Annotated in this window: 20 protein-coding genes; 6 read left to right on the forward strand and 14 right to left on the reverse strand. The window is 70.6% G+C overall.

Annotated features, from left to right (window positions below):
- The first annotated feature begins 113 nt into the window (after positions 1 to 113).
- From ACFY1L_RS04575 to ACFY1L_RS04585, 3 genes are all read left to right on the forward strand, one after another.
- Complete coding sequence (locus ACFY1L_RS04575; protein WP_388818025.1) at positions 114 to 1,976, forward strand: M1 family aminopeptidase; 1,863 nt, start codon at positions 114 to 116, stop codon at positions 1,974 to 1,976.
- A gap of 76 nt (positions 1,977 to 2,052) precedes the next feature.
- Entirely contained in the window at positions 2,053 to 2,358 is a 306-nt protein-coding gene (locus tag ACFY1L_RS04580; RefSeq protein ID WP_388818028.1) for a hypothetical protein, read from the forward strand.
- A gap of 116 nt (positions 2,359 to 2,474) precedes the next feature.
- A complete protein-coding gene (locus tag ACFY1L_RS04585) occupies positions 2,475 to 4,019 on the forward strand; it encodes a serine/threonine-protein kinase (RefSeq protein WP_388818031.1) in 1,545 nt (514 codons plus the stop codon).
- Between the two features lie 6 nt (positions 4,020 to 4,025).
- Here the strand turns inward: ACFY1L_RS04585 and ACFY1L_RS04590 are convergent, their stop codons facing one another.
- The 4 genes from ACFY1L_RS04590 to ACFY1L_RS04605 all read right to left on the reverse strand — a co-directional run bounded on the left by ACFY1L_RS04590 (position 4,026) and on the right by ACFY1L_RS04605 (position 8,858).
- A complete protein-coding gene (locus ACFY1L_RS04590; protein ID WP_388818034.1) occupies positions 4,026 to 4,538 on the reverse strand; it encodes an O-acetyl-ADP-ribose deacetylase in 513 nt (170 codons plus the stop codon).
- Positions 4,535 to 5,944, reverse strand: coding sequence for a phytoene desaturase family protein (locus tag ACFY1L_RS04595; protein WP_388818037.1), 1,410 nt, complete (start codon positions 5,942 to 5,944; stop codon positions 4,535 to 4,537). Before ACFY1L_RS04595 ends, ACFY1L_RS04590 begins: the two co-directional genes overlap by 4 nt.
- A 111-nt stretch (positions 5,945 to 6,055) precedes the next feature.
- Positions 6,056 to 6,901 (reverse strand): inositol monophosphatase family protein, encoded by an 846-nt coding sequence (locus tag ACFY1L_RS04600; RefSeq protein ID WP_388818040.1) that lies wholly within the window; start codon positions 6,899 to 6,901, stop codon positions 6,056 to 6,058.
- Between the two features lie 106 nt (positions 6,902 to 7,007).
- The gene (locus ACFY1L_RS04605; RefSeq protein WP_388818042.1) at positions 7,008 to 8,858 is read right to left on the reverse strand and encodes a gamma-glutamyltransferase family protein; all 1,851 of its coding nucleotides are present in this window, start codon (positions 8,856 to 8,858) and stop codon (positions 7,008 to 7,010) included.
- A 289-nt stretch (positions 8,859 to 9,147) separates the two neighbouring features.
- Here ACFY1L_RS04605 and ACFY1L_RS04610 point away from each other — a divergent pair, with 289 nt between their 5' ends.
- Complete coding sequence (locus ACFY1L_RS04610) at positions 9,148 to 10,140, forward strand: phospholipase D-like domain-containing protein (protein ID WP_388818045.1); 993 nt, start codon at positions 9,148 to 9,150, stop codon at positions 10,138 to 10,140.
- A gap of 19 nt (positions 10,141 to 10,159) precedes the next feature.
- On the opposite strand, the gene ACFY1L_RS04615 is transcribed toward ACFY1L_RS04610, so the two are convergent.
- From ACFY1L_RS04615 to ACFY1L_RS04625, 3 genes are read right to left on the reverse strand one after another with little or no spacing between them, the layout of a single operon-like run.
- Complete coding sequence (locus ACFY1L_RS04615) at positions 10,160 to 10,987, reverse strand: class I SAM-dependent methyltransferase (protein ID WP_388818048.1); 828 nt, start codon at positions 10,985 to 10,987, stop codon at positions 10,160 to 10,162.
- Positions 10,988 to 11,027: 40 nt separating this feature from the next.
- On the reverse strand, positions 11,028 to 11,690 hold the full coding sequence (locus tag ACFY1L_RS04620) for a response regulator (RefSeq protein WP_388818051.1): 663 nt from the start codon (positions 11,688 to 11,690) through the stop codon (positions 11,028 to 11,030).
- A gap of 22 nt (positions 11,691 to 11,712) precedes the next feature.
- Positions 11,713 to 12,816, reverse strand: a complete 1,104-nt coding sequence (locus ACFY1L_RS04625) for a sensor histidine kinase (protein WP_388818054.1) — start codon at positions 12,814 to 12,816, stop codon at positions 11,713 to 11,715.
- 165 nt (positions 12,817 to 12,981) lie between these two features.
- Between ACFY1L_RS04625 and ACFY1L_RS04630 the strand changes: the two genes are divergently transcribed.
- Both ACFY1L_RS04630 and ACFY1L_RS04635 read left to right on the forward strand, forming a co-directional pair.
- On the forward strand, positions 12,982 to 13,986 hold the full coding sequence (locus ACFY1L_RS04630) for a carboxymuconolactone decarboxylase family protein (protein WP_388818057.1): 1,005 nt from the start codon (positions 12,982 to 12,984) through the stop codon (positions 13,984 to 13,986).
- A 115-nt stretch (positions 13,987 to 14,101) separates the two neighbouring features.
- Complete coding sequence (locus ACFY1L_RS04635; RefSeq protein ID WP_388818060.1) at positions 14,102 to 14,758, forward strand: hypothetical protein; 657 nt, start codon at positions 14,102 to 14,104, stop codon at positions 14,756 to 14,758.
- Positions 14,759 to 14,786: 28 nt separating this feature from the next.
- Here ACFY1L_RS04635 and ACFY1L_RS04640 read toward each other — a convergent pair whose 3' ends face one another.
- The 7 genes from ACFY1L_RS04640 to ACFY1L_RS04670 all read right to left on the reverse strand — a co-directional run bounded on the left by ACFY1L_RS04640 (position 14,787) and on the right by ACFY1L_RS04670 (position 23,689).
- Positions 14,787 to 16,313, reverse strand: a complete 1,527-nt coding sequence (locus ACFY1L_RS04640) for an NCS1 family nucleobase:cation symporter-1 (RefSeq protein WP_388818062.1) — start codon at positions 16,311 to 16,313, stop codon at positions 14,787 to 14,789.
- Positions 16,314 to 16,446: 133 nt separating this feature from the next.
- On the reverse strand, positions 16,447 to 17,466 hold the full coding sequence (locus ACFY1L_RS04645; RefSeq protein WP_388818065.1) for a TIGR03842 family LLM class F420-dependent oxidoreductase: 1,020 nt from the start codon (positions 17,464 to 17,466) through the stop codon (positions 16,447 to 16,449).
- Between the two features lie 11 nt (positions 17,467 to 17,477).
- Entirely contained in the window at positions 17,478 to 18,881 is a 1,404-nt protein-coding gene (gene hydA, locus ACFY1L_RS04650) for a dihydropyrimidinase (protein ID WP_388818067.1), read from the reverse strand.
- A 94-nt stretch (positions 18,882 to 18,975) separates the two neighbouring features.
- Positions 18,976 to 19,818, reverse strand: coding sequence for a nitrilase-related carbon-nitrogen hydrolase (locus tag ACFY1L_RS04655; protein WP_388818070.1), 843 nt, complete (start codon positions 19,816 to 19,818; stop codon positions 18,976 to 18,978).
- Positions 19,819 to 19,973: 155 nt separating this feature from the next.
- Positions 19,974 to 21,539, reverse strand: coding sequence for a PucR family transcriptional regulator (locus ACFY1L_RS04660; RefSeq protein ID WP_388818073.1), 1,566 nt, complete (start codon positions 21,537 to 21,539; stop codon positions 19,974 to 19,976).
- 27 nt (positions 21,540 to 21,566) lie between these two features.
- Complete coding sequence (locus tag ACFY1L_RS04665; RefSeq protein ID WP_388818075.1) at positions 21,567 to 22,850, reverse strand: aspartate aminotransferase family protein; 1,284 nt, start codon at positions 22,848 to 22,850, stop codon at positions 21,567 to 21,569.
- Positions 22,847 to 23,689: a nitrilase-related carbon-nitrogen hydrolase gene (locus ACFY1L_RS04670; RefSeq protein ID WP_388818078.1), complete on the reverse strand. Its 843-nt coding sequence runs from the start codon at positions 23,687 to 23,689 to the stop codon at positions 22,847 to 22,849. The genes ACFY1L_RS04665 and ACFY1L_RS04670 overlap by 4 nt, the downstream gene beginning before the upstream one ends.
- Positions 23,690 to 23,756: the final 67 nt, after the last annotated feature.

The raw sequence follows: 23,756 nt of genomic DNA on the forward strand, positions 1-23,756 counted from the left end.
TGGCATGCTCCGGTCAACAAGAACACGCAGCCCACGACCGCCCCCGGCGCACCCCAGCCGACCGGACAGTCGCCGAGCAGGCCGGAATCCCGGCCGCCGCAAAGGAGTTTCGTGTGAGAACGACCCCCCACAGATCCATCGCCGCGCGCGCACTCGCCGTCGCCGCGCTCGCCGCCGTCTCGCTTCCCGTCGCCCCGGCGGCAGCCGCACCGCCCACCGCCTCGTCGGCGGCCGCGGCCTGCACCCCGACCCAGGTGGTCGCCAACGGCGGCTTCGAAAGTGGCACTTCGCCCTGGACCCAGTCGTCCACGAGCGTGATCACCAGCCGCTCCGGCCAGAGCGCCCACGGCGGCACCAGCTTCGCCTGGCTGGACGGCACGGGCGGCACGCACACCGACACCCTCTCCCAGAGCGTCACGATCCCGTCCGGCTGCAGCACCGCCACCCTGTCCTTCTGGCTGCACATCGACACCGCCGAGACGACCTCGTCCATCGCCTACGACAAGCTGACGGCGAAGATCGGCGGCACGACCCTGGCGACGTATTCGAACCTCGACAAGAACACCGGGTACGTGAAGAAGTCCCTGGACGTGTCGGCGTTCGCCGGTCAAACCGTGAGCCTTGCGTTCACCGGCACCGAGGACTCCAGCCTCCAGAGCAGCTTCGTCCTCGACGACATCGCCCTCGACACCTCCGGCGACTCCGCCCCGCCGGCGGACTCGACACGGACGCCGGCCGCCCCCTCGTACACCGTGAACCTGACCAGCAACACCAGCGGTACCGTCTGGACCGGCCACGAGAGCGCGACGTTCACCAACGCCTCCTCGACCGCGCTCAGCGAGGTGTACCTGAGGCTCTGGGACAACTACCACGGCACCTGCTCGTCGATGCCGATCACGGTCAGCAATGTCACCGGTGGCACCGCGGGTTCCCTGTCGGTCGCCTGCACGGCCCTGCAGATCAGCCTCCCCACACCCCTGGCGCAGGGACAGTCCGCCACCATCGGCTTCGACCTGGGCATCACCGTGCCCAGCGGTGCCGACCGGTTCGGCCACGACGGGGCGTTCAGCTTCATCGGCAACGCGCTGCCGGTCCTCGCGGTCAAGGACGGCTCGGGCTGGCACCTGGACCCGTACACCAACAACGGCGAGTCGTTCTACTCCCTGGCCGCCGACTTCAAGGTGACCCTCGACCACCCGAGTTCACTGCTGGTACCCGCCAGCGGCACCTCGACCGACACGCCCGGCTCCAGCGGCCGCACGGTCACCACCGCCACCGCCTCCAAGGTGCGTGACTTCGCCTGGGCGGCGGGCCCGTTCACCAAGATCTCGGGCACCTCGACCGCCGGAACGGCCATCAACGTCTACTCCGTCTCGGGCATCAGCTCCTCCGACGCCCAGTCGATGCTCAGCACGGCGAAGACGGCCGTGGACGCGCACGCATCGCGCTTCGGCGCCTATCCGTACGGCGAGTTGGACGCCGTCATCGACAACAACTACTGGTTCGGCGGCATGGAGTACCCGGGCTTCGTCCTGGACCTCGTCAGCACCACCGCGCTCACGCACGAGATCGGCCACCAGTGGTGGTACGGCATCGTCGGCGACGACGAGTACAACAGCCCTTGGCTGGACGAGTCGTTCACCGACTACTCCACCGATCTCGCCCTGGGCAAGACCGGCACCAACTGCTGGAACAGCGTCTCGTGGGCATCGTCGGCGGAGAAGATCACCAACTCGATGGCCTACTGGGACGCCCACTCCTCCCGCTACTCCACCGTCGTCTACGGCTACGGCAAGTGCGCTTTGCACGACCTGCGCCGGCTGATCGGCGACACGGCGATGACCAAGTTGCTGAAGGACTACGCCACTTCGCACTGGTACGGCGTCTCGACCACGGCCGAGTTCAAGGCGGCCGCGCAGGCCGCGACGACCACGGACCTGGCCTCCTTCTGGAGCACGCACCGCATCGACGGCTGACCGGGCCGGTTCCCGGCGACCGAGGCTCCCTCGGCAGGCCTGCGCGGCGAACGCCTCGTGGGCCTGCCGATCCGGGGTGCGCGCTGCTCGCCGCGGCCGCATCGAGGGCGTCATCTCCGCCTCGACGTCACGGCACGCCATCTCCAACCACGTCACCAACACCGCGCGGCCCGCGATCAACAACGGTGTGATCGTGAAGCTGGGCGCGGGCTCGGTCTGGACGGTCGCCGGCACGTCGTGCCTGACGAAGCTGGTCGTCGACGCGGACGCCACGGTGCAGGCACCGCCCGGCAAGAGCCTCAGCCTGGCCGTGGACGGTACGGCCACTGCGCTCACGCCGGGCAGCAGCCATTCCGGGGCGCTCGTGCTCACCGTGGCCTAGGCCGTCGGCCGACCCTTGCGGCGAACTCCGGGAACGAGGACGGGACGAGCCTCGTCTTCGTTCAGGGCAATCGACCGAATGGGTTATCGTGCCTCGTCGGCCTCGACTGTTCGCGAATGGGAAGCGGAGAAGTGGACGATCTCGCGGTGTCCGATCTTGGACGGCTCGTCGCCGACCGGTACCAGCTGGTGGAGCGGGTGGGCAGCGGCGGCATGGGCACCGTGTGGCGCGCCGAGGACAGGCTGCTCGGCCGCCATGTCGCGGTGAAGAAGCTGCGCATCCCGCCGCACCTCCACGAGGACGAGGTCCACCGGCTCTACGAGCGCACCCGCCGCGAGGCCCGCAGCGCGGCCCGGATCACCCACCCCAACGTGATCGTGGTGTACGACGTCGTCGATGACGAGGGCCTGCCCTGCATCGTCATGGAGTACATCCCGTCCCGCACGCTGAGTGACGTCCTGAAGCAACGCGGCGCACTGCCACCCGACGAAGCCGCCCGGATCGGCCGTGCCATGGCCGCCGCGCTGCGAGCCGCGCACGACGCCGGGGTCCTGCACCGGGACGTCAAACCCGCAAACGTTCTCCTCGGCAACGACGGGCGGATCGTCCTGACCGACTTCGGGATCGCCATGGAGTCGGGAACGTCCTCGCTGACCAAGTCCGGCGAGCTGATCGGCTCCATCCGCTACCTGGCGCCCGAGCGTCTCCGGAGCACGCACACCGAGCCCGGTCCCGCCAGCGATCTGTGGGCCCTTGGGGCAACGCTGTACCAGGCGGTCGAGGGGCGGCCCCCCTTCCGCCGCGACACCCCGATCGAGACCGCGTACGCCATCGCCACCGACCCGTACGAGGCCCCGCGCAACGCCGGGCACCTGACCCCGGTCATCGAGGGGCTGCTCGTCAAGGACCCGGACCGGCGCATGGACGTGCACGAGGTCGAACGCCACCTGGCCGATGCGACCGGCACACGGACCGCTCCCCTCGATCCGCCCACCCGGACGGACCGGGTCCCCGACCTCGCGCCTCCCGGACGCAAGGGCGGCGGGAACCGCCGCCGTACGGTGCTGCTGTCGGTCTCGGCGCTGGCACTCGCCGCCTGTGTGGCAGGCGGCGCCCTGTGGTGGCTCGAGGGCAACCCCTTCGGGCGGCACGGCCACCCGTCCGGGGCCGCCGCCGCCCCCTCCGCGAGTGCAAGCCCCACCGTGTCGGCGCCGCCCGCCGGATACCACCTCGCAAAGGCGGACGGCGGCGTCTCCGTGCCCGTACGGGACGGCTGGACCCGCAAGACGCTGCCCGGCGGTGAGGTCGCCTACATCGATCCGTCCGGTCTGGTGGGCCTCAGAGTCAACGTCGTCCAGTTCGGGGGCGCCGATCCGCTGCGGCACTGGCGGGAGACGGAAGAGGACCAGACCCGTCGCGACAACCCCGGCTATGAACGGGTGCGGATGGCCGAAACCACCTTCCGCGAACGGCCCGCCGGGTACTGGGAGTTCACCTTCGACGGCAGGGCACGCAAGTTCCGCGCGGCAGAACTGGCCTTCGCCGGTGCCGACGGCACCCAGTACGTGATCTACCTGTCGGCACCGGACGCCCAGTGGCACGAGTACCGGCAGGTCTTCGACACCGCCGTCGACGGAGTCCGTCTGGGTGACGGCACCTAGCTGCGGTCACCCCACCTGCCGGGCGAACGCCTCGTACGCCTTCTCGTCGAACAGCACGAACCTGACCTCCTCCACCGCCGTCTCCGCCGCCCGCGCGGTCTCCACCGCGATCCGGGCGCCGTCGTCGATCGGCCAGCCGTAGATGCCGGTGGAGATGGCGGGGAAGGCCACCGTACGGGCGCCGAGCTCGTCGGCGATGCGCAGTGACTCCCGGTAGCAGGAGGCGAGCAGCTCGGAGCGGTCCTCGGAGGCCGACCAGACCGGGCCTACCGTGTGGATCACCCAGCGTGCGTCCAGGTTGCCGGCGGTGGTGGCGACCGCCTGGCCCGTGGGCAGGCCCTTGCCGTAGTGGGAGGCGCGGAGTTTGCGGCAGTCCTCGAGGATGGCCGGGCCGCCGCGGCGGTGGATGGCGCCGTCGACTCCTCCGCCGCCGAGCAGGGAGGAGTTCGCGGCGTTGACGATCGCGTCCGCGCTCTCGCGGGTGATGTCGCCCTTGGCGAGCGTGATGGTGGGCGTCATGTCTGTCTCAGCCTCCTCCAGACGGCCTTGGCCGCGTTGTGTCCCGACATGCCGTGTACCCCGGGGCCCGGCGGGGTGGCCGACGAGCAGATGAACACGGCCGGGTGCGGGGTGGTGTACGGCGACAGGGAGAGTCTGGGGCGCAGGAGGATCTGGAGTCCGCTCACCGCGCCGGAGGCGATGTCGCCACCGATGTAGTTGGCGTTGCGGGCGGCGAGTTCGGGCGGGCCGGCCGTCGCGCGGGCGAGAACCCGGTCGCGGAACCCCGGGGCGAAGCGCTCCAGTTGGCGCTCCATGGCGTCCGTGAGGTCTCCGGTCCAGCCGCTCGGGACATGGCCGTAGGCCCAGAAGACCTGCTTGCCCTCGGGTGCACGGGTGGGGTCGGCGACGCTCGGCTGGACCGTGATCATGAACGGCCGCTCGGGTGCCCGGTTCTCCCGGGAGGCCGCACGCAGGGCGGCGCCGATCTCCGCGCTGTCCGCGCCGATCTGCACGGTGCCGGCGACGCGGGCCTCCTCGGCGGTCCACGGCACCGGGCCGTCCAGCGCGTAGTCGACCTTGAAGACCCCGGGGCCGTACTTGTAGCCCTCGTAGTAGCGGCCGAAGCCCGCGATACGGGCCAGGGCGGTGGGCGAGGTGTCGAAGACGTACGCGCGCGCGGGCGGCAGGTCGTCGAGGCGCTTGACCTCGTAGTCCGTGTGGACCAGGCCGCCCAGGTCCTTCAGATAGGCGGTGAGCGCGTCCGAGATGGACTGGGAGCCGCCTCGGGCGACCGGCCAGCCGCGCGCGTGGGCGGCCAGGGCGAAGACCAGGCCGATGGCGCCCGTCGCGAAGCCGGTGAGCGGGGCCATCACATGTGCCACGAGGCCCGCGAACAGGGTCTTGGCCCGCTCGTCGTGGAAGCGGCGGGTCAGCCAGGTCGACGGCGGCAGGCCCACCAGGCCGAAGCGGGCGAGGGTCACCGGGTCGCGCGGGAGGGCGGTCAGGGGCAGGGACATGAAGTCGCGGGCCAGGGTGTCCCACTTGGGCAGGAACGGCTCGACCAGCCTGCGGTACGCGCCCGCGTCGCGCGGGCCGAAGGAGGCGGCCGTCTCGGCGACCGAGCGAGAGAGCACGGCCGCGCTGCCGTCGGTGAAGGGGTGCGCCATGGGCAGCTCGGCGTGCAGCCACTCGAGGCCGTACCGCTCCAGGGGCAGGGCGCGGAACGCCGGGGAGTTGATGCCGAGCGGGTGGGCCGCGGAGCACGGGTCGTGCCGGAAGCCGGGGAGGGTGAGCTCTTCGGTGCGGGCTCCCCCGCCGACGGTGTCGCGGGCCTCGAATACGGCCACGGAGAAGCCGCGACGGGCCAGCTCCACGGCGGCCGTCAGTCCGTTCGGCCCCGCACCCACCACGACAGCATCGAGCATCGACGGCACCTTCGGACCCCTTCGTCAGCCGATGGCCACTGAGGATCAGGATATGCCGGGGCACTGACAGTCACCGGCGGCGGGTGGTTCCTTCCTCAACAGTCCCCTGACTCAGGCCGTGCCCGACAGGAGCCGCTGCACCCGGCGGGCAGTGGCCGCGTCGCGTGCGGCCGTGAACGGCAGTGCGTTGCCGCCCGTAATGCGGAACGGTTCGTCGGCGATCGTCAGGTGGGCACCGCCCGCCTCCTCGACCAGCAGGATGCCGGCCGCGTGGTCCCAGGCGGCCTCCCAGGAGAAGGCGGTTGCGTCCAACTCCCCACGGGCGATGGCGAGATACTCCAGGCCCGCCGAACCGCAGGCACGGGGTGCGACACCGTCGGTCCACAGGCCGAGCAGGGCGCGCTTCTGCTCGTCCGTCGTGTAGTCCGGGTGGGAGGTGGCCACTTGGAGGTCCCGGCCGGGGGCGGCCGGGCCGGCGTAGAGCCGCTCGCCGTCGAGGAAGGCGCCCTGGCCCCTTATGGCGACGGCGAGTTGGTCCCGGGCCGGTGCGTACGTCCAGGAGGCGAGCAGGACTCCGCGGTGCGCGAGCGCGACCAGCGTGCAGAATCCGGTCTCGCCGCGCACGAACTGGCGTGTGCCGTCGACCGGGTCGACTATCCAGACCGGGGCCTCGGCCCGTATCGCCTCGTACGTCGCCGGGTTGGCGTGGACCGCTTCCTCGCCGACGACGACCGAGCCGGGCAGGAGCACGCGGAGGGTCTCGGTGAGGTACTGCTCGGCCAGGCGGTCGGCGTCGGTCACCAGGTCGTGCGGTCCGCTCTTCTGGTCCACCTCGTGCGCCGCCAGCTGTCGGAAGCGCGGCATGATCTCGGCCGCGGCGGCCTTGCGGACCGCCTCCTCCACGTCGGCCGAGTGCCGGGCGAGAAACTCGTCGATGGTTTCCTTGTCTTCGATCATGGCTCCATGAGAGCACGCGCCACTGACAAACCCCAGCCCCCCGGTGGACGCCCGGTGGAATCGGCGCGAACACCAGGGGTGCGATGTCGGCGGCGGGGCCGCGAAGTCAGCGGCCGACGGCGTACCCCTGCATGCCCCGAGGGTTCGCGGCCGCCGAGAGGACGCCCGTCTCCGGGTCCCGCGCGACCACGCACAGCCGTCCCTCGGACCAGGGGTCACCGACGGTGACGTGGTGACCGCGGCGGCGTAGCTCCTCGACGACACCGGCGTCCATGCGGGACTCCACGGTCACGCTCCCCGGCCGCATGCCGCGCGGGTAGAACGAGCCCGGGAAGCTGTCGTTGTGCCAGTTCGGGGCGTCGATCGCGCCCTGCAGGTCGAGGCCGCCGCGGACCTGCCCGCGCAGGGCGACGGCGAGGAAGAAGTGCAGCTGCCACTGGTCCTGCTGGTCCCCGCCGGGTGTGCCGAAGGCCATGACCGGCACGCCGTCGCGCAGGGCGATGGAGGGCGTGAGGGTGGTGCGGGGGCGGCGGCCGGGCGTCAGTGAGTTCGGCAGGCCCTCCTCCAGCCAGGTCATCTGCAGCCGGGTGCCGAGCGGGAAGCCCAGTTCGGGCACGACGGGGTTGGACTGCAGCCAGCCGCCGCTGGGCGTGGCCGCGACCATGTTGCCCCAGCGGTCGACGACGTCGAGGTGGCAGGTGTCGCCGCGGGTGGTGCCGTCGGCGCGCACCTCCGGTTCTCCGGCACGCGCGCGTGGCTCGCCGGGCACCGGGGACGTCGGCGGTTTGGCGACCGTCGGCTCACCGGCGCCCATCGGGTCGAACCCCGGGTCGTCGGTGACGACCACGTGCGCGTGGCCGCTGAGCCGCGGGGCGCGCCCGCCGGGGCTGCCGGGACGCAGTTCGTACGAGGCCATGCCGCCGACGAGGTCGCGCCGGGCCGCGTTGTAGTCGGCCGAGAGCAGCTCGTCCATCGGCACGTCGGCGGCGTCCCCGTACCAGGCCTCCCGGTCGGCCATGGCGAGCTTGCAGCCCTCGATCAGCAGGTGGACGTAGTCGGCGGACCCGTACTCGGGCAGCTCGGGCGGGAGCAGCGCGAGCTGCTGGAGGAGCACCGGGCCCTGGCTCCAGGGGCGGGCCTTGCACAGGGTCCAGCCGTTCCAGTCGTACGTCGCCGCAGTCTCGTAGGTCGCGGACCAGCCGGCGAGGTCGGCGGCCGTGAGCGTGCCGGTGTGGCGCTCGCCGCTGGTGTCCAGTGTGGGGCGCCGGGAGTGCCGTATCAGCGCCTCGGCGATGAAACCGGAGCGCCACACCTCGCGCGCGGCCTCGATCTCGGCGATCCGGTCCCCGGCCCCGGCGACCTCGGTGAGCAGCCGCTTCCAGGTGGCGGCGAGGGCGGGGTTGCGCAGCAGCTCGCCGGGGCGCGGTGCCTTGCCGCCCGGCAGGTACACCTCCGCCGACGATGTCCACTCCGTCTCGAACAGCTTCCGTACCGATTCGACGGTCGCGCCGACGTTCTCCACGGGTGCGTGCCCGTGTTCGGCGTATCCGATGGTGTACTTCAGGACGTCGGCGAGGGGCTTGGTGCCGTGGTCGCGCAGCAGGAGCATCCAGGCGTCGAAGGCGCCGGGCACGGCGGCGGCGAGCGGTCCGGTGCCGGGGACGAGGTCCAGGCCGAGCGCCCGGTAGTGCGCGACCGTCGCTCCGGCGGGCGCGACGCCCTGTCCGCACAGCACCCGCACCTCGCCGCCCGCCGGGGCGAGCAGGATCGGCACCTCGCCGGCGGGCCCGTTGAGGTGCGGCTCGACGACGTGCAGCACGAACGCGCCCGCCACGGCGGCGTCGTACGCGTTGCCGCCGTCCTCCAGCACGGCCATCGCCGACTGCGAGGCCAGCCAGTGGGTGGAGGACACCATGCCGAAGGTGCCCTGGAGGGTGGGCCGGGTGGTGAACTGCATCTCTCACCTCGCTGGTCGGGTGCCCCGGACGGTCCGAAGCGATCACGCCTGCCGAGCATTTCATTCCACGCTCCGGGGCCCGCGAAGAGAGGGGCCTACGAAGATTTTGCGATCCCGCGGGCAGTGCATGAACCGCCTTCCACCTGCGTGAAGTCCCCTTTGTCCAGCTGTATGGCCGCTCGGTAATACCGAGTTCACCCACCTTCCCTTCCTCCGCGTTCTACGCGCGTGGTGTCATGCCCACGCTCACCACCCCCCACGTGGGCATCAACTCGACTAGGAGTCACGCATGTTGTGGAAGGTCCTCGGCCGCGCGGGTGTCGCCCTGGCGGCCGGTGCCGCCGTGCTCGCCACCGCCGTCCCCGCGAACGCCGCGAGCTACTCCGCCTTCGCCTTCTCGCTCAGCAGCAGCGAGCCCACGATCTACGACTTCATCAACTCGGCCACCACGTCGCTCGACATGACGATGTACGAGCTCGAGGACACCACGGCCGTCAACGACCTCATAGCCCTGAAGAACAAGGGCGTCACGGTGCGGGTGGTCCTGGACCGCCAGCACCAGTCCGCCAACAGCTCGGCGTACACCGCCCTGACGAACGCGGGCGTGGGGGTGGTCTGGTCGCCGTCGACCTTCACCTACACCCACCAGAAGACGATCACGGTGGACGGCACCAAGTCCCTGATCCTGACCGGCAATCTCACCTCGCAGTACTACGCGACGGGCCGCGACTACGGCGTCTTCACCGACGACACCCGTGATGTCGCCGCGATCGAGAAGGTCTTCAACGCGGACTACGCGGGCACCTCGATCACCCCCACCGACGGCGACCACCTCCTGTGGTCCCCCACCGACTCCCGCAGCCGCCTGCTGTCCGTGATCAACGCCGCGACCAAGACGCTCGACGTCGAGGAACTGGAGTTCAGCGACAGCACGGTGGTCAACGCGATCGTGGCGAGAGCGAAGGCGGGCGTGGCCGTGCGGGTGGTGCTGGAGAGCCCGTCCAGCTACTCCAGCCAGGTCTCCGCCGTCGAGGCGGCCGGCGGCACCGTCGTCGGCTACTCCGACCCCGACGGCTTCTACATCCATGCCAAGGCCATGGTCGCGGACTACGGGCTGTCCACCCAGGAGGTGGAGGCCGGCTCCATGAACATCAGCAGCAACTCCCTTTCCAACAACCGGGAGTTGGGCATCATCCTCACGGGCACCGGGGTGGCCCAGTCCGTGGCCACGACCATCGAGACCACCTTCAATAGCGACTACGCGGGCGGTACGGCCGCATAGCGACACCGAGGACGCCTGCTCACGGCTGCCGTCTGCCCACCGTGAGCAGGTGGCCGCTCGCGCCGAGGAGCGTGGGCTCCGACTCGATGCGTCGGGTCGCGGCCAGGACGACCTCCCGCCGCTCCGGGTCGTCGAGCCAGTCCTCGACGCCGCCCATCAGCCAGGCGAGGCCCTCCAGGCCGTACTGGCCCTCCGGTGCGAGCCCGGCGTCGGTGAACTCGCCCGGAACCTCGGCGGGTTGGGCGAAGTAGGCGACGGTGAACAGGCCGCTCTCCGTGCCGTGCCGGCCGTGGCCACTGACCGCGTCGGTGCGGGCGCGCTGCGCGGGGTCGAAGTAGCGCTCCTCCCGGAGCAGGTCGTGCAGGCCCGCGTACCGGTTGATGGTGGCCGCGACCACCGGTCCACCGGGCCGGACGACTCGGTGCGCCTCGGCCAACGCCCGTACCCGGTCGGCGCGTTCGGGCAGGTGGTACAGCGGGCCGAGCAGCAGCACCGCGTCGTACGCGGCCTCCTCCGCCTCCAGGGAGCGGGCGTCCCCGAAGCGCGCGGTCACGCCGGGCAGCCGGGAGGCCTGCTCGACGTGCAGCGCTACGGGGTCGACGAGTTCGACCTCGTACCCGTCCCGGGCGAGCCACTCCGCGTGCACGCCGCTGCCGCCGCCGACGTCGAGCACGCGCGCGGGTGCCGTGGGCAGGATCCGCCGCAGCACGTCCTGGGTGCGCCACAACTCCAGCCGCCCGGCGGGGGCGCCGCCCGGTCTGAGGCGGGCGTCCTCCTTGCCCTGGTTGTAGTAGTCGAGGATCGCCTCGTGGACGGCCGGGCCCTGCGCGCGTGTCGTCTCTGTCATCACCCCAGGTTGCTGATCTCCGCGCACGGCGCACAACGGGTTAAGTGCCGCGCGGGGTCACCAGCCCCGACTCATAGGCGAACACGACCAGTTGGGCCCGGTCCCGCGCACCCAGCTTCGTCATCGCCCGGCTGATGTGCGTCTTCGCCGTGAACGGGCTGATGACCATGTGCGCGGCGATCTCCTCGTTGCTCAGACCGCGGGCGGCCAGCGCCGTGACCTCGAGTTCGCGGCGTGTCAGGCAGTCCAGGCCGGGAGCCGTCGCCCGGTCGGGCGGCCGGGAGACGAACTCGCCGATGAGGGTGCGGGTGACCGACGGGGAGAGCAGGGCCTCGCCGCGGGCCACGACGTCGATGGCCTGGAGGAGGTCGGCCGGTTCGGTGTCCTTCAGCAGGAAGCCGCTCGCGCCCGCCCGCAGCGCCTCGAAGACGTACTCGTCGAAGCCGTAGTTGGTGAGGATCACCACGCGCACGGCCACGAGGGCCGGGTCGGCGGCGATCCGGCGCGTGGCCTCGATGCCCGTCATCACCGGCATCTGTACGTCGATCAGGGCGATGTCCGGCACCTGCGCGCGGACGAGCGCCAGGCCCTGTTCGCCGTCCGCCGCCTCACCGACCACCTCGATGCCGTCCTCGGCCTCCAGCAGCGCCCGGAAACCTGCGCGCATCAGTGCCTGGTCGTCGACGAGCGCGACCCTGGTCATGACCTCTCCCCCGCGCCCCTGGTCATCCCGCCTCCCGCAACGGCAGCCGAGCCCGCACCGCGAAGCCGCCTTCGTCGCGCGGGGCGGCGTCCAGGGTGCCGCCGAGGGCCGCGACGCGTTCGCGCATGCCAGTGAGGCCCACCCCCGGGGCAGGCGGGCGGGACGGGTCGGCGGTCCCGTCGTCCTCGACCCGTATCGTCAAGTCGTCCTCGCTGTAGGCGAGTCGGACGGCGATCTTGGCGGCTCCCGCGTGCCGGGCCGCGTTGGTCAGGGCCTCCTGGACGATGCGGTACACCGCCCGGTCGACCGTCGCCGGCAGGGGCCGCTCGTCGCCGCTCACCGTGAGGTCGACGGCAAGGCCCGCCGCGCAGGCCCGTTCCACCAACAGCGCGGGCGTGCCGGTCGGCTCGTCGGTGCGCAGGATCTCCAGAGTGGAGCGCAGTTCGCGCATCGCCTCGCCGCTCGCGTCCTGGATGGCGAGCAGCGCGGGCGGTATCTCCTCGCCGCGCTTGCGGGCGAGGTGCACCGCGACTCCCGCCTGGAGCTTGACGATGGAGATGCTGTGGGTGAGCGAGTCGTGCAACTCCCTCGCTATGCGCAGCCGTTCCTCGCCCGCGCGGCGCAGGGCCGCCTCCTCCTTGGTCCGCTCCGCCTCCAGCGCGCGCTGCTCGGTCTGGCGCAGATACGCCTGCCAGTTGCGGTCGGCCTGCCCCACGACCACGGCGCACAGGAACCAGCCCGCGAGCAGCGCGGTCCGCTCGACCACGTCATGGGTCGTCGGGCCCGTCGCGAGGTACGCCGCCAGGAACACGCCGCTCGCCGCGGCGGCCCAGCCCCGGTGTCCCGCACTGGCCGCCGTAGCCACGGCGACGAAGACGGTCAGTGCGGATGCCGGGCCCGGGTGCGCATGCAGCACGTAGGCCGCACCGCCCACCGTGGCGATCACGAGCACCGCGCGCGGGGCCACTCGGTACAACGCCAGGGCCGCCGAGGACAGCACAAGGAACACGTAGTCGACGGGCGTCGTGTCCGCGTCGAAGGCGGCCACGGTCACGGCGATCGCGCCGACGACGACCGCCAGAGCCGCGTCGGCGAGCCCCTTGCGTGTGACCGAGTACCCGCTCATGCACGCACAGTAGACGGCCGCACCGACAACGGCGTCAGACCTGTGGACGGCTCCCCGACTACTCCCGGCGCAGTACTTCACGGGGTCGCCGGCCCCGCCGTCGTACTCCCGACTGCCTCCGCCCGTACGACGCTTTCGGTCGCCCCCACCGCGCATGCTGCCGCCATGTCCACACAGTTCCGTTTCACACAGCCGCCGGCGCCCAAGTCGGCCGCCGGCAGGGTCGCCGAGGTCTACGAGCAGATCGCCGTCGACTTCGGCATCGACCGGCCCGCCACCTTCGTCGTCCTGTCCTCCGCGCCCGAACTCCTCGCACCCGCCTGGGCGTTGATGCGCGAGTCGCTCATCGCCGGCACCGGCAGCCGCACCGGCAAGGAGCTGGCCGCCCTCGGGGTGTCCCTCGCCAACCGGTGCCCGTTCTGCGTGGACGCGCACACCGTCCTGCTGCACGCCACCGGCGACCACGCCCTCGCCGAGCAGCTGGCCCGCGGCGAGGATCCGCAGAGCGAGGAGCACACGCGGGTGCTCGACTGGGGCCTCGCCACCCGGACCCCGGGCGCCGACCTGCGGCCGTACCCCTTCCCCGAGGAGCACGCCCCCGCCTACCTCGGCACCGCGCTCGCCTTCCACTTCATCAACCGCATCGCCTCGGCCCTGCTGAACGAACAGCTCCTGCCGGGCGGCGCCCAGCGATTCCGGGCCGTGCGCAGCCTCGCCGGACGCGCGCTGGGCCGCACCGTGCGCCGCAGCGCCGAGCCCGGAGCGTCCCTGCCCCTGCTCGACACCCTCGGCCCGGGCCCGGATTGGGCGACCGGCACTCCCGTCAGCCCCGCCTACGCGGCCCTGCGCGAGGCCGCCCAGGCGGGCGCCGACCTCCTCGACCCCGGCGAGCGGGTCCTCGTACGGCACACCCTGCAGGAGTGGGACGGGACGCACCCGTCGGCCGTGCTGCGCGGCTTCCCGAACCGGCGGGAGCGGCCCGGCGCGCGCCTGGCACTGCTGGCCGCGCTCGCGCCGTACCGCATCACGGACGAGGACGTGGCCGCCTGGCACATGCCGTGGCACAACGACGAGCAATTGGTCCGCCTTGTCGCGTACGGGGCCTTTGCCGCCGTCGACCGCATCGAGACGGCGCTCACCCTTGGGGCACCTGTTCGTGAGCCTCAGTGACCGCGCGGGCACGGAGCGAGTTTCCGCTTCCGTCTCACAGGGAGTCATGTGAAACTGGCGCCCCGTCCGCAGTGCGGACCCCTCCGCACACCGTCCCCCACCGAGAAGTGTGCCCGTGCGCGATTTTCCTCTGCCGCTCGCCCTGACCGCGCGACTTTCCCCCGTCGTCGTACTCGCCGCGGCGGGCTGGGCGCTGTCGTCCGGTCCCGCGACACCGGCCGACGCACACAACGAGGGTCACAAAACGGGCACTTCATCGCCCTCCGCTCCGTCGACGACGGCCGTGTCCAAGTCGTACGACGCCGCTCCCGCACCCTGCGGCAGCGTGGCCGCGAAGACGATCAAGTCGCTCGTCCCGGGCGCCAAGACGGCCGGCAAGGAGATCCAGTCGACCGACTCCAAGCTGCGCCGCACCTGCTCCTGGAACGCGCTCAAGGGGTACGACTACCGCTGGCTCGACGTCTCCTTCGAGGTCATGGACTCGGACGAAGCGGCACAGAAGGCGTACAAGGATCGCCTTGCGGAGAAGAGCGGCGGAGGGGATGTTCCGGGTCTGGGTGACTCGGGTTATTCCGTCGTGAACCTCACCACCGAGGACAAGCAGCAGACCCGCGAGGGCGAGGTCGTCGCCCGCGTGTCCAACGTCCTGGTGGTCACCACCTACAACGGCAGCGACTTCGAGAACAAGAAGGCGCCCAGCACGGACGAGATCAACAAGGGCGCCATCAAGGCCGCGAAGGACGCCGTGACAGCACTGAAGGGCAGCCAGTAGAACCGGCTGCCCTTCGAATGCCGCAGGCTCAGGCCTCCAGGCGGTCCTTTCCGCGCAGCAGCATCAGCACCACGTACAGCACCATCGAGGTGCCGAGGCCCACCGCCCAGCCGTAGTTGGCGAGCGGCTCCAGGGCCGGGATGGGCCGGCCGTCGATCAGCGGCTTGAAGCTGGCGCCGCCGACGGCGAGGACACCGCCGACCACGAAGGCGACGACGGCCCGCCAGTTCCAGCCGCCCTCGTACCAGTAGCGGCCGCCGGAGCGGTACAGGTCGACGAGGTCGAGCTTGCCACGGCGCAGGATCCAGTAGTCGGCGATGAGGATGCCGGCGACCGTGCCGAGCAGACCGCCGACCAGGCCGAGCCAGGTGAAGATGTAGCCCTGCGGGTCGGAGTACAGCTTCCACGGGAAGATCAGCACACCGATGACGCAGGTGGCGAGGGCGCCGGCCCGGAAACTGACCTTCCTGGGCGCGATGTTGGAGAAGTCGAAGGCCGGCGAGACCAGGTTGGCCGCGATGTTCACGGACAGGGTCGCCACCAGCACGGTCACCAGCGCGAACAGCAGACCGAAGACGTTGTCCGTCTTGGCGGCGAGCTGTACCGGGTCCCAGATCGTCTCGCCGTACACGGCCTGCGAACCGGAGGTGACCAGCACGGAGAGGAACGCGAAGAGCGTCATCGTGGTGGGCAGACCGAGCGCCTGGCCCCATGTCTGCGCCTTCTGGCTCTTGCCGTAGCGGGTGAAGTCCGGGATGTTCAGCGACAGCGTGGACCAGAAGCCGATCATGCCCATGAGGGACGGCCAGAACAGCTTCCAGAAGTCCCCGCCCCAGCCGAGCTTGGAGGGCTGGTCGAGCAGCGGGCCGAAGCCGCCGGCCTTGTTGCTCATCCAGATCAGCATCACGATCGCGCCGACGATGACGAACGGCGCGGCCCAGTTCTCGAAGCGGCGGATCGTCTCCATGCCCCGGTAGATGATGGCGACCTGGATGACCCAGAAGATCGCGAACGACAGCCACATCGTCCACGCGTAACCGCCGACCTTCCCGGCGTCGGACCAGCCGTTGCCGATCAGCTTCCCGGCGAGGAAGTAGATCGCCTCACCGCCGATCCAGGTCTGGATCCCGAACCAGCCGCATGCCACCAACGCCCGTACGACGGCGGGGAGGTTGGCGCCGCGGATGCCGAAGCTGGCCCGCGCGAAGACCGGGAAGGGGATGCCGTACTTCGGTCCCGCGTGCCCGGTGAGCAGCATCGGGATCAGCACGATCACGTTGGCCAGGGCGATGGTGAGCACCGCCTGCTTCCAGTCCATGCCGACGGCGATCAGACCGGAGGCCAGGGTCCAGGAGGCCGTGTTGTGGGCCATGCCGACCCACAGGGCGGAGAAGTTGTACGTGGTCCAGGTGCGCTTCTCGACGGGGACCGGCAGCAGGTCCTCGTTCGCGTACGGACCGCTGGGCATCGAGGACCCCGGCGCGATCTCCACGCGCCCGTCGTCGAGGGTGACTTGAGCGGTCGGCGGTATGGCCGTGGGAGCGGTGTCGGTCATGGGCAGGCCAATCAATCAGGGGTGGGTCCGGAAAGGCCGTGCGGGTCTCCGGTCCCCTCCCTCGGGACGGCGAGGGAGGGGAGAACAGGAGTGGGGGGATGGGGAGTTGAGCGGTTGTCGGGGAGGACTGCGGTCAGCCGTTGACGGCCGGGATCACCGTCGAGCCGTAAGCGTCGATGGTGGCCTCCTGCGCGTCGTGCATGTCGTAGACGGCGAACTGGTCGACGCCCAGCTCGCGCAGCGCGTTCAGCTTCTCGATGTGCTTCTCGGGCGGCCCGATGATGCAGAACCGGTCGACGATCTCGTCGGGCACGAAGGCGGTGTCGGGGTTGTCGGCGCGCCCGTGGTGGGAGTAGTCGTACCCCTCACGGGCCTTGATGTAGTCCGTGAGTTCGTCGGGTACGGCGGCGGAGTGCTCCCCGTACTTGGAGACCAGGTCGGCGACGTGGTTGCCGACCATCCCGCCGAACCAGCGGCACTGCTCGCGGGCGTGGGCGAGGGCCTCGGGCGAGTCGTCCTCGGTGACGTACGCGGGCGCGGCGACGCAGATCTTCACCTCGGACGGGTCGCGTCCGGCGGCGACGGCCGCGTCCTTGACCGCCTTCACCATGTACTCGGTGAGGTACAGGTCGGAGAGCTGGAGGATGAAGCCGTCGGCCTCCTCGCCCGTCATCTTCAGGGCCTTGGGGCCGTACGCGGCCATCCAGACGGGGAGTTCGGCGTCCTCCTTGATCCAGGGGAACTTGATGACCGTACCCCCGAGGTCCGCCTCCTTGCCGGAGCCCAGCGCCCTGATGACCTTCATGGCCTCGCTGATCCGGGCCAGGGTGTTCGGGGTGCGGCCGGCGACGCGCATCGCGGAGTCGCCGCGGCCGATGCCGCAGACGGTGCGGTTGCCGAACATGTCGTTGAGGGTGGCGAAGGTGGAGGCGGTGACCTCCCAGGTGCGGGTGCCCGGGTTGGTGACCATGGGGCCGACCGTCAACTTCGTGGTGTTGGCGAGGATCTGACTGTAGATCACGAACGGTTCCTGCCACAGCACGGCCGAGTCGAAGGTCCAGCCGTAGGTGAAGCCGTTGCGCTCGGCGCGCTTCATCAGGCTGACGACCTTCGAGGCCGGCGGGTCGGTCTGCAGGACGAGTCCGAAGTCCATTTGCGCCACTCCTAGTTGAGGTACTGACAGGTGGAGCGCGGGGTGTAGACGCCGTGTCCTGCGCGTCCGGTGTACTCCCGCTCGTTGATGACGACTTCGCCGCGCGAGAGGACCGTCTCGACCCGGCCGGTGGTGCTCTTGCCCTCGTAGGCCGAGTAGTCGACGTTCATGTGGTGCGTCTCGGCGGACATGACCTGCTCGGCGTTCGGGTCGTAGATGACGACGTCGGCGTCGGCGCCCGGGGCGATGGTGCCCTTCTTCGGGTACATGCCGAACATGCGGGCCGGGGTGGCGCAGGCGATCTCGATCCAGCGGCGGCGCGAGATGTGGCCCTCGACGACGGCCTGGTGGAGCAGGTCCATACGGTTCTCGACGCCCGGGAGGCCGTTGGGGATCTTCGAGAAGTCCCCGCGGCCGAGTTCCTTCTGGCCCACGAAGCAGAAGGGGCAGTGGTCGGTGGAGACGACCTGGAGGTCGTTGGTGCGCAGGCCCTTCCACAGTTGGGCCTGGTGCTCCTTCGGCCTGAGCGGCGTGCTGCACACGTACTTCGAGCCCTCGAAGTCGGGCTCGGCGAGGTTGTCCGTCGACAGGAAGAGGTACTGCGGGCAGGTCTCGCCGAAGACGTTCAGGCCCTCGTCGCGCGCCCGGGTCAGCTCGGCGACCGCCTCCATCGCCGAGACGTGCACGACGTACAACGGGGCGCCCGCGACCTGGGCGAGCTTGATGGCGCGGTGGGTGGCCTCGGCCTCAAGGAGCGCCTTGCGCACTTCACCGTGGTAGCGCGGGTCGGTCTCACCGCGGGCCAGCGCCTGCTCCACCAGCACGTCGATCGCGATGCCGTTCTCCGCATGCATCATGATCAGGCCGCCGTTCTCGGCGGAGCGCTGCATGGCGCGCAGGATCTGGCCGTCGTCGGAGTAGAAGACGCCCGGGTAGGCCATGAACTGCTTGAAGGAGGTCACACCCTCCTCGACCAGCAGGTCCATCTCCTTGAGCGTCTCCTGGTTCACATCGGAGACGATCATGTGGAAGCCGTAGTCGATCGCGCAGTTGCCCTCGGCCTTCGCGTGCCAGGCGTCCAGGCCCTCGCGCAGGGAGTGGCCGACGCTCTGCACGGCGAAGTCGACGATCGTCGTCGTACCGCCCCAGGCGGCGGCCCGGGTGCCGGTCTCGAAGGTGTCGGAGGCGAAGGTGCCGCCGAACGGCAGCTCCATGTGGGTGTGGACGTCGACGCCGCCCGGGATCACGTACTTGCCGCTGGCGTCGATGGTGCGCTCGGCCGTCCAGGCCTCGGCGGCCGGGGTGCCGGACGCGGCGAGGGCGGCGATACGGCCGTCCTCGATCAGGACGTCGGCGTGGAGTTCGTCGGACGCGGTGATGACGAGGCCACCACGGATGACGGTACGGCTGCTCATTCTCCCTCTCCTTATGACGGACGTTGCTCGAAGCTCCTCAGGCCCCGCAGGCCCGATCCCCGTGCACCGGACCTGCGGGAGTGCGCGACGCCGGTCAGGGAGCGGTCAGCGGGGAGTACGCGTCGGGACGGCGGTCGCGGAAGAACTGCCAGCGGTCGCGCACCTCGCGCAGCTTGTTCAGGTCCAGGTCGCGGACGACGAGTTCGGTCTCCTTGTCGCTCGCCACCTCGCCGACGAACTGGGCCTCCGGGTCCACGAAGTACGAGGTCCCGTAGAAGTCGTTGTCGCCCAGGTCCTCGACCCCGACCCGGTTGATCGCGCCGATGAAGTACTCGTTGGCGACGGCCGCTGCCGGCTGCTCCAACTGCCAGAGGTAGCGGGAGAGTCCGCGCGAGGTGGCCGACGGGTTGAAGACGATCTCCGCGCCCTCGAGGCCCAACGCCCGCCAGCCCTCCGGGAAGTGGCGGTCGTAGCAGATGTAGACGCCGATCTTCCCGACGGCGGTGTTGAAGACCGGCCAGCCGACGTTGCCGGGGCGGAAGTAGAACTTCTCCCAGAATCCCGGCACTTGGGGAATGTGGTGCTTGCGGTACTTGCCGAGGTACGAGCCGTCGGCGTCGATCACGGCCGCGGTGTTGTAGAGGACGCCGGGCTGCTCCTCCTCGTACATCGGCAGGATCAGGACGAGGCCCAGCTCCTTGGCCAGCGCCTGGAAGCGCTTGACGATCGGGCCGTCCGGGATCTGCTCGGCGTACTCGTAGAACGCCTTGTCCTGGACCTGGCAGAAGTAGGGCCCGTAGAACAGCTCCTGGAAGCACAGGACCTGAGCACCCTGCGCGGCCGCGTCGCGGGCCGCCTGCTCGTGTACCTGGATCATCGACTCCTTGTCGCCCGTCCACGCGGTCTGGAAGAGGGCGGCACGAATCACTCTGCTCATCGGGACCTCCGGTCGCTCGGTGTGCGAGAAGACTAGGAAGTCCGAAAACCGGCCATGAGTTGCACGGTGTCACGTCTGCGGGCGTGCGGCGTGCCACGGTGTCACCCTCTTGTGGGCCCATGTTTCACCGCCGTTTTCCCAGGTCGTGGCATGTTTCACCCCTGTTGCGCGTCGTGCGCGAGGAGCGCGATGTGCACCGACGCCGCCTGCTCGAAGTCGTCGAGGTCGACACCCAGCCGGCCCTGTATGGCTTCCAGCCGGCGATAGAGCGCGGGCCGGGAGACATGGTGGAGCTGGGCCGTGCGGGACTTGTTGCGGCCGGTCGCGAGATAGGTCCGCAGCACGGACAGCAGGTCGTCGTCGGCCGAGCACAGCAGCCCGTCCAGCTCCCGCTCCGCAAACGACTGCACATGCGGATCGTCCCGCAGCAGCCGGATCAGCCCCCGCAGATGTACGTCCCTGAGGCGTACGACGGCCGGGAGGTCGAGGGCGGCCGAGGAGTCCGCCACGGCATCGGCCACATGCTGCGCCTCGCGCAGTCCGGCGGGCACGTCGTCCCAGGCGATGCGTGGATCGGCAGCCGCCACGACCGCCTTGGTGGACCCCGATTCCGTACGCAGCCTGGCCGCGAAGTGCGCGGTGAGCGCCTCGGCGTCCTGGTCGCGGGCGAGGCTGAGGAGAACCGCGGTCGCCTCGTCGGCGAGCTCGGCGACAAGGCCGGACAGCCCCAACATCCGCAGGACGCGGTCGAGTTGGGCGAGGTCGCCGTCCCGCACGACCAGCGGCACGAAGGTGCGCCGGTTCACGGGCAGCCCGGCGGCACGCGCGCGTGGCAGCAGCTGCCTTGCCGGTACGACACCGCTGACCAGGTCGGTCAGCAGGCTCTGCGCCGACTGCTCCTCCCAGGTGTGCGCCGAGTTGCCGCCGAGCATGCGGTGCAGGACGAGGGCCTCGGCGGCCCGGTCGGCGAGGAGGCGTCCGGTGGCGGTGTCGCCGCGGTAGCCGCACAGCACGATCTGGCCCCAGCGCTCGCCGCGCCCGCCGAGCTCGGCGCGGATCCAGCCGTCGCCCTCGCTGCCGCCGGCCTGCCGGGAGATGCGCTCCCAGTCGCGCAGCACGTCGTCCACGGCCGGCCGCTCCCCCGCCGTGGCGAGGACGCGGTGCGCGAGGTTGGTGACGACGACCGGGCAGGCGCTGTGCTGGGCCACCTCGTCGAGGAGCCGTTGCAGCGGAGCGCCCGCCGTGATCAGCCCGGTGAGGGCCGTCCGTACGGATTCCGAGAGGCTGACGGCGGCGAACTTCCGCCGGATCAGCCGGGCTTGGACCTCCTCCGTCAACTCCGCGAAGGGGAAGGGCCGGTGGAGCACGACCATCGGCAGCCCGCACCGCTCGGCGGCCCGGCGCATGACGTCCGGGGGAGCCGGAAAGGCACGCCCGAGGCCCAGCACCACGGCGGCGGCCTCCGCACGGTGCAGGGACCGGATGTACTCGGCCTGCTTCTCCTCGTCGCCGGCGAGCAGCACGCCGGTGGTGAGCACCATCTCGCCGCCGCTGAGCATCACGCCCACGTCGGGCGCCTCGGCGACGTGCACCCAGCGCACCGGCCGGTCGAGCTGGGCCGCGCCGGCCACCACCTCGGGCTCCCCGGCGAGCACCCGCTCCAGGGTCAGCACCTGGCGTACCGACAGGGCGGGTTCGAGGGTCCCGAAGGTGGTGGTCATGGCGGTCTTCCCTTGCTCAGTGCACTGCTACGTGAGGCTCCTCAGAGCGCGCTCGATGATCGCGGCGCCCTCCTCGGCCTCCGCGACCGTGAGGGACAGGGGCGGGGCGATGCGCAGGGCGCTGGTGTTGTGGCCGCCGCCCTTGCCGAGGAGCAGCCCGTCGGCGCGGGTCGCCTCCAGCACGGCGGACGCGGCGTCCGGATCGGCCTCGTCGGTGCCCGGCTTCACGAGCTCGATGCCGAGCATCAGTCCGCGCCCGCGCACCTCCCGTACGTGCGGAACCTGCGCCGCGACGGCCCGCAGCCGCTCGATGAGCAGTCCGCCGACGCGCCGGGCGTTGCCCTGCAGATCGTGTTCCACCAGGTAGTTGAGGTTGGCGAGGCCCGCCGCCATGGTGATCTGGGTGCCGCCGAACGTCGAAATGCTGTTGGCGTCCAGGCAGTTCATGATCTCGGCGCGGGCGATGACACCGCCGATGGAGCTGCCGTTGCCGATGCCCTTGGCGAAGGTGATGATGTCCGGCGGGCCGCTTCGGCCGTGCGCCTGCCAGCCCCAGAAGTTGTCGCCGGTGCGGCCCCAGCCGGTCTGCACCTCGTCCGCGATCCACAGGATGCCGCGCTCGGCGAGCACCTCGCGGAAGGCGGCGTACAGGCCGTCCGGCCCGGAGGTGAAGCCGCCGACGCCCTGGATGGGCTCGGCGATCAGGGCCGCGGGCGGGCGGGTGTGGCCGAGCAGGTCCTTCAGGTCGTCGACGCAGGCCGCGATGAAGTCGTCGTCGCTCAAGGACGCGTACGGGCCGCGGGTGCGGACGCCGCCGTGCACGTAGAGCGTCTGCAGCGGCGACAGGGACGTGGGCGACCAGCCGCGGTTGCCGGTGATGCCGACCGCGCTGAAGGAGCGGCCGTGGTAGCTGTTGCGCATCGCCAGGACGGTGTTGCTCTGCCGGTACGTGGTGGCGAGCAGCAGCGCGGTGTCGTTGGCCTCGGTGCCGGAGGTGGTGAAGAAGACGCGGGCGTCCGGGATGCCGCTCAACTGGGCGATGCGCTCGGCGAGTTCGACCATCGGGCGGTTGAGGTACAGGGTCGACGAGTGGAGGATCCGCCCTGCCTGCTCGCTGACCGCCTTGGTGACCTCGGGCAGCGCGTGCGCGGTCATCGTGGTCAGGATGCCGCCGAAGAAGTCGAGGTACTTGTTGCCGTCCGAGTCCCAGACGTACCGGCCCTCGCCGTGCGTGATCTCCAGCGGGTCCTCGTAGTAGAGGGCGAGCCAGTCGGGCAGCACGGACCGGTGGCGTGCGTACAGGTCGCTCACGGCTGCACCAGCCCCTCGTACGCGTCGGGACGGCGGTCCCGGTAGAACGCCCACTGCTGCCGCACTTCCTCGATCACGTCGAAGTCGAGGTCCCGGACCAAGAGTTCCTCCTTGCTGTCACTGGCGACGTCGCCCACGAACTGCCCGCGCGGGTCGACGAAGTAGCTCGTCCCGTAGAAGTCGTTGTCCCCGTACTCCTCCTGGCCGACACGGTTGATCGCGGCGATGAAGTACTCGTTGGCGACGGCCGCGGCGGGCTGCTCGAGCCGCCACAGGTAGGAGGAGAGACCGCGGTGGGTGGCCGACGGGTTGTACACCAACTGGGCGCCGTTGAGCCCGAGTTGCCGCCAGCCCTCGGGGAAGTGGCGGTCGTAGCAGATGTAGACGCCCACCTTCCCGACGGCGGTGTCGAAGACCGGCCACCCCACGTTGCCGGGTTTGAAGTAGTACTTCTCCCAGAAGCCCTTGACCTGCGGGATGTGGTGCTTGCGGTACTTGCCGAGGTAGGTGCCGTCGGCGTCGATCACGGCCGCGGTGTTGTAGTAGAAGCCGGACTGCTCGACCTCGAAGACCGGCACGACGATCACCATGCCCGTTTCGCGCGCGAGCTCTTGCATACGACTCACGGTCGGCCCCTCGGGCACGGGCTCGGCCCAGCGGTAGTGCTCCGGCTCCTGGACCTGACAGAAGTACGGGGCGTTGAAGACCTCCTGGAAACCGATGACCTTCGCACCCCGGCGGGCCGCCTCGCGGGCGTGCTCCTCGTGTTTCGCCACCATGGACTCGGTGTCGCCGGTCCAGGTGGCCTGGACCAGAGCGGCGCGTACGACGTTGGCCATGAGCTGCTCCTTCGGCGGGTCGTCAGAGCCTCTACGCCCGTAGATGCAGGCCGTAGAGGGATGAACG

Origin of the sequence: Streptomyces sp. NPDC001663, from assembly GCF_042893105.1 — a bacterium.
In the GTDB taxonomy this organism is placed as follows: Bacteria; Actinomycetota; Actinomycetes; order Streptomycetales; family Streptomycetaceae; genus Streptomyces.

Excerpts from the sequence above, each read along its gene's own strand:
- ACFY1L_RS04595 (WP_388818037.1), bottom strand. The coding sequence starts at position 5,944 with ATGCTCGATGCTGTCGTGGTGGGTGCGGGGCCGAACGGACTGACGGCC.
- ACFY1L_RS04655 (WP_388818070.1), bottom strand. The coding sequence starts at position 19,818 with ATGAGCAGAGTGATTCGTGCCGCCCTCTTCCAGACCGCGTGGACGGGC.
- ACFY1L_RS04640 (WP_388818062.1), bottom strand. The coding sequence starts at position 16,313 with ATGACCGACACCGCTCCCACGGCCATACCGCCGACCGCTCAAGTCACC.
- ACFY1L_RS04660 (WP_388818073.1), bottom strand. The coding sequence starts at position 21,539 with ATGACCACCACCTTCGGGACCCTCGAACCCGCCCTGTCGGTACGCCAG.
- ACFY1L_RS04600 (WP_388818040.1), bottom strand. The coding sequence starts at position 6,901 with ATGATCGAAGACAAGGAAACCATCGACGAGTTTCTCGCCCGGCACTCG.
- ACFY1L_RS04630 (WP_388818057.1), top strand. The coding sequence starts at position 12,982 with ATGTCCACACAGTTCCGTTTCACACAGCCGCCGGCGCCCAAGTCGGCC.
- ACFY1L_RS04625 (WP_388818054.1), bottom strand. The coding sequence starts at position 12,816 with ATGAGCGGGTACTCGGTCACACGCAAGGGGCTCGCCGACGCGGCTCTG.
- ACFY1L_RS04615 (WP_388818048.1), bottom strand. The coding sequence starts at position 10,987 with ATGACAGAGACGACACGCGCGCAGGGCCCGGCCGTCCACGAGGCGATC.
- ACFY1L_RS04610 (WP_388818045.1), top strand. The coding sequence starts at position 9,148 with ATGTTGTGGAAGGTCCTCGGCCGCGCGGGTGTCGCCCTGGCGGCCGGT.
- ACFY1L_RS04670 (WP_388818078.1), bottom strand. The coding sequence starts at position 23,689 with ATGGCCAACGTCGTACGCGCCGCTCTGGTCCAGGCCACCTGGACCGGC.
- ACFY1L_RS04605 (WP_388818042.1), bottom strand. The coding sequence starts at position 8,858 with ATGCAGTTCACCACCCGGCCCACCCTCCAGGGCACCTTCGGCATGGTG.
- ACFY1L_RS04590 (WP_388818034.1), bottom strand. The coding sequence starts at position 4,538 with ATGACGCCCACCATCACGCTCGCCAAGGGCGACATCACCCGCGAGAGC.
- ACFY1L_RS04645 (WP_388818065.1), bottom strand. The coding sequence starts at position 17,466 with ATGGACTTCGGACTCGTCCTGCAGACCGACCCGCCGGCCTCGAAGGTC.
- ACFY1L_RS04585 (WP_388818031.1), top strand. The coding sequence starts at position 2,475 with ATGGGAAGCGGAGAAGTGGACGATCTCGCGGTGTCCGATCTTGGACGG.
- ACFY1L_RS04620 (WP_388818051.1), bottom strand. The coding sequence starts at position 11,690 with ATGACCAGGGTCGCGCTCGTCGACGACCAGGCACTGATGCGCGCAGGT.
- hydA (WP_388818067.1), bottom strand. The coding sequence starts at position 18,881 with ATGAGCAGCCGTACCGTCATCCGTGGTGGCCTCGTCATCACCGCGTCC.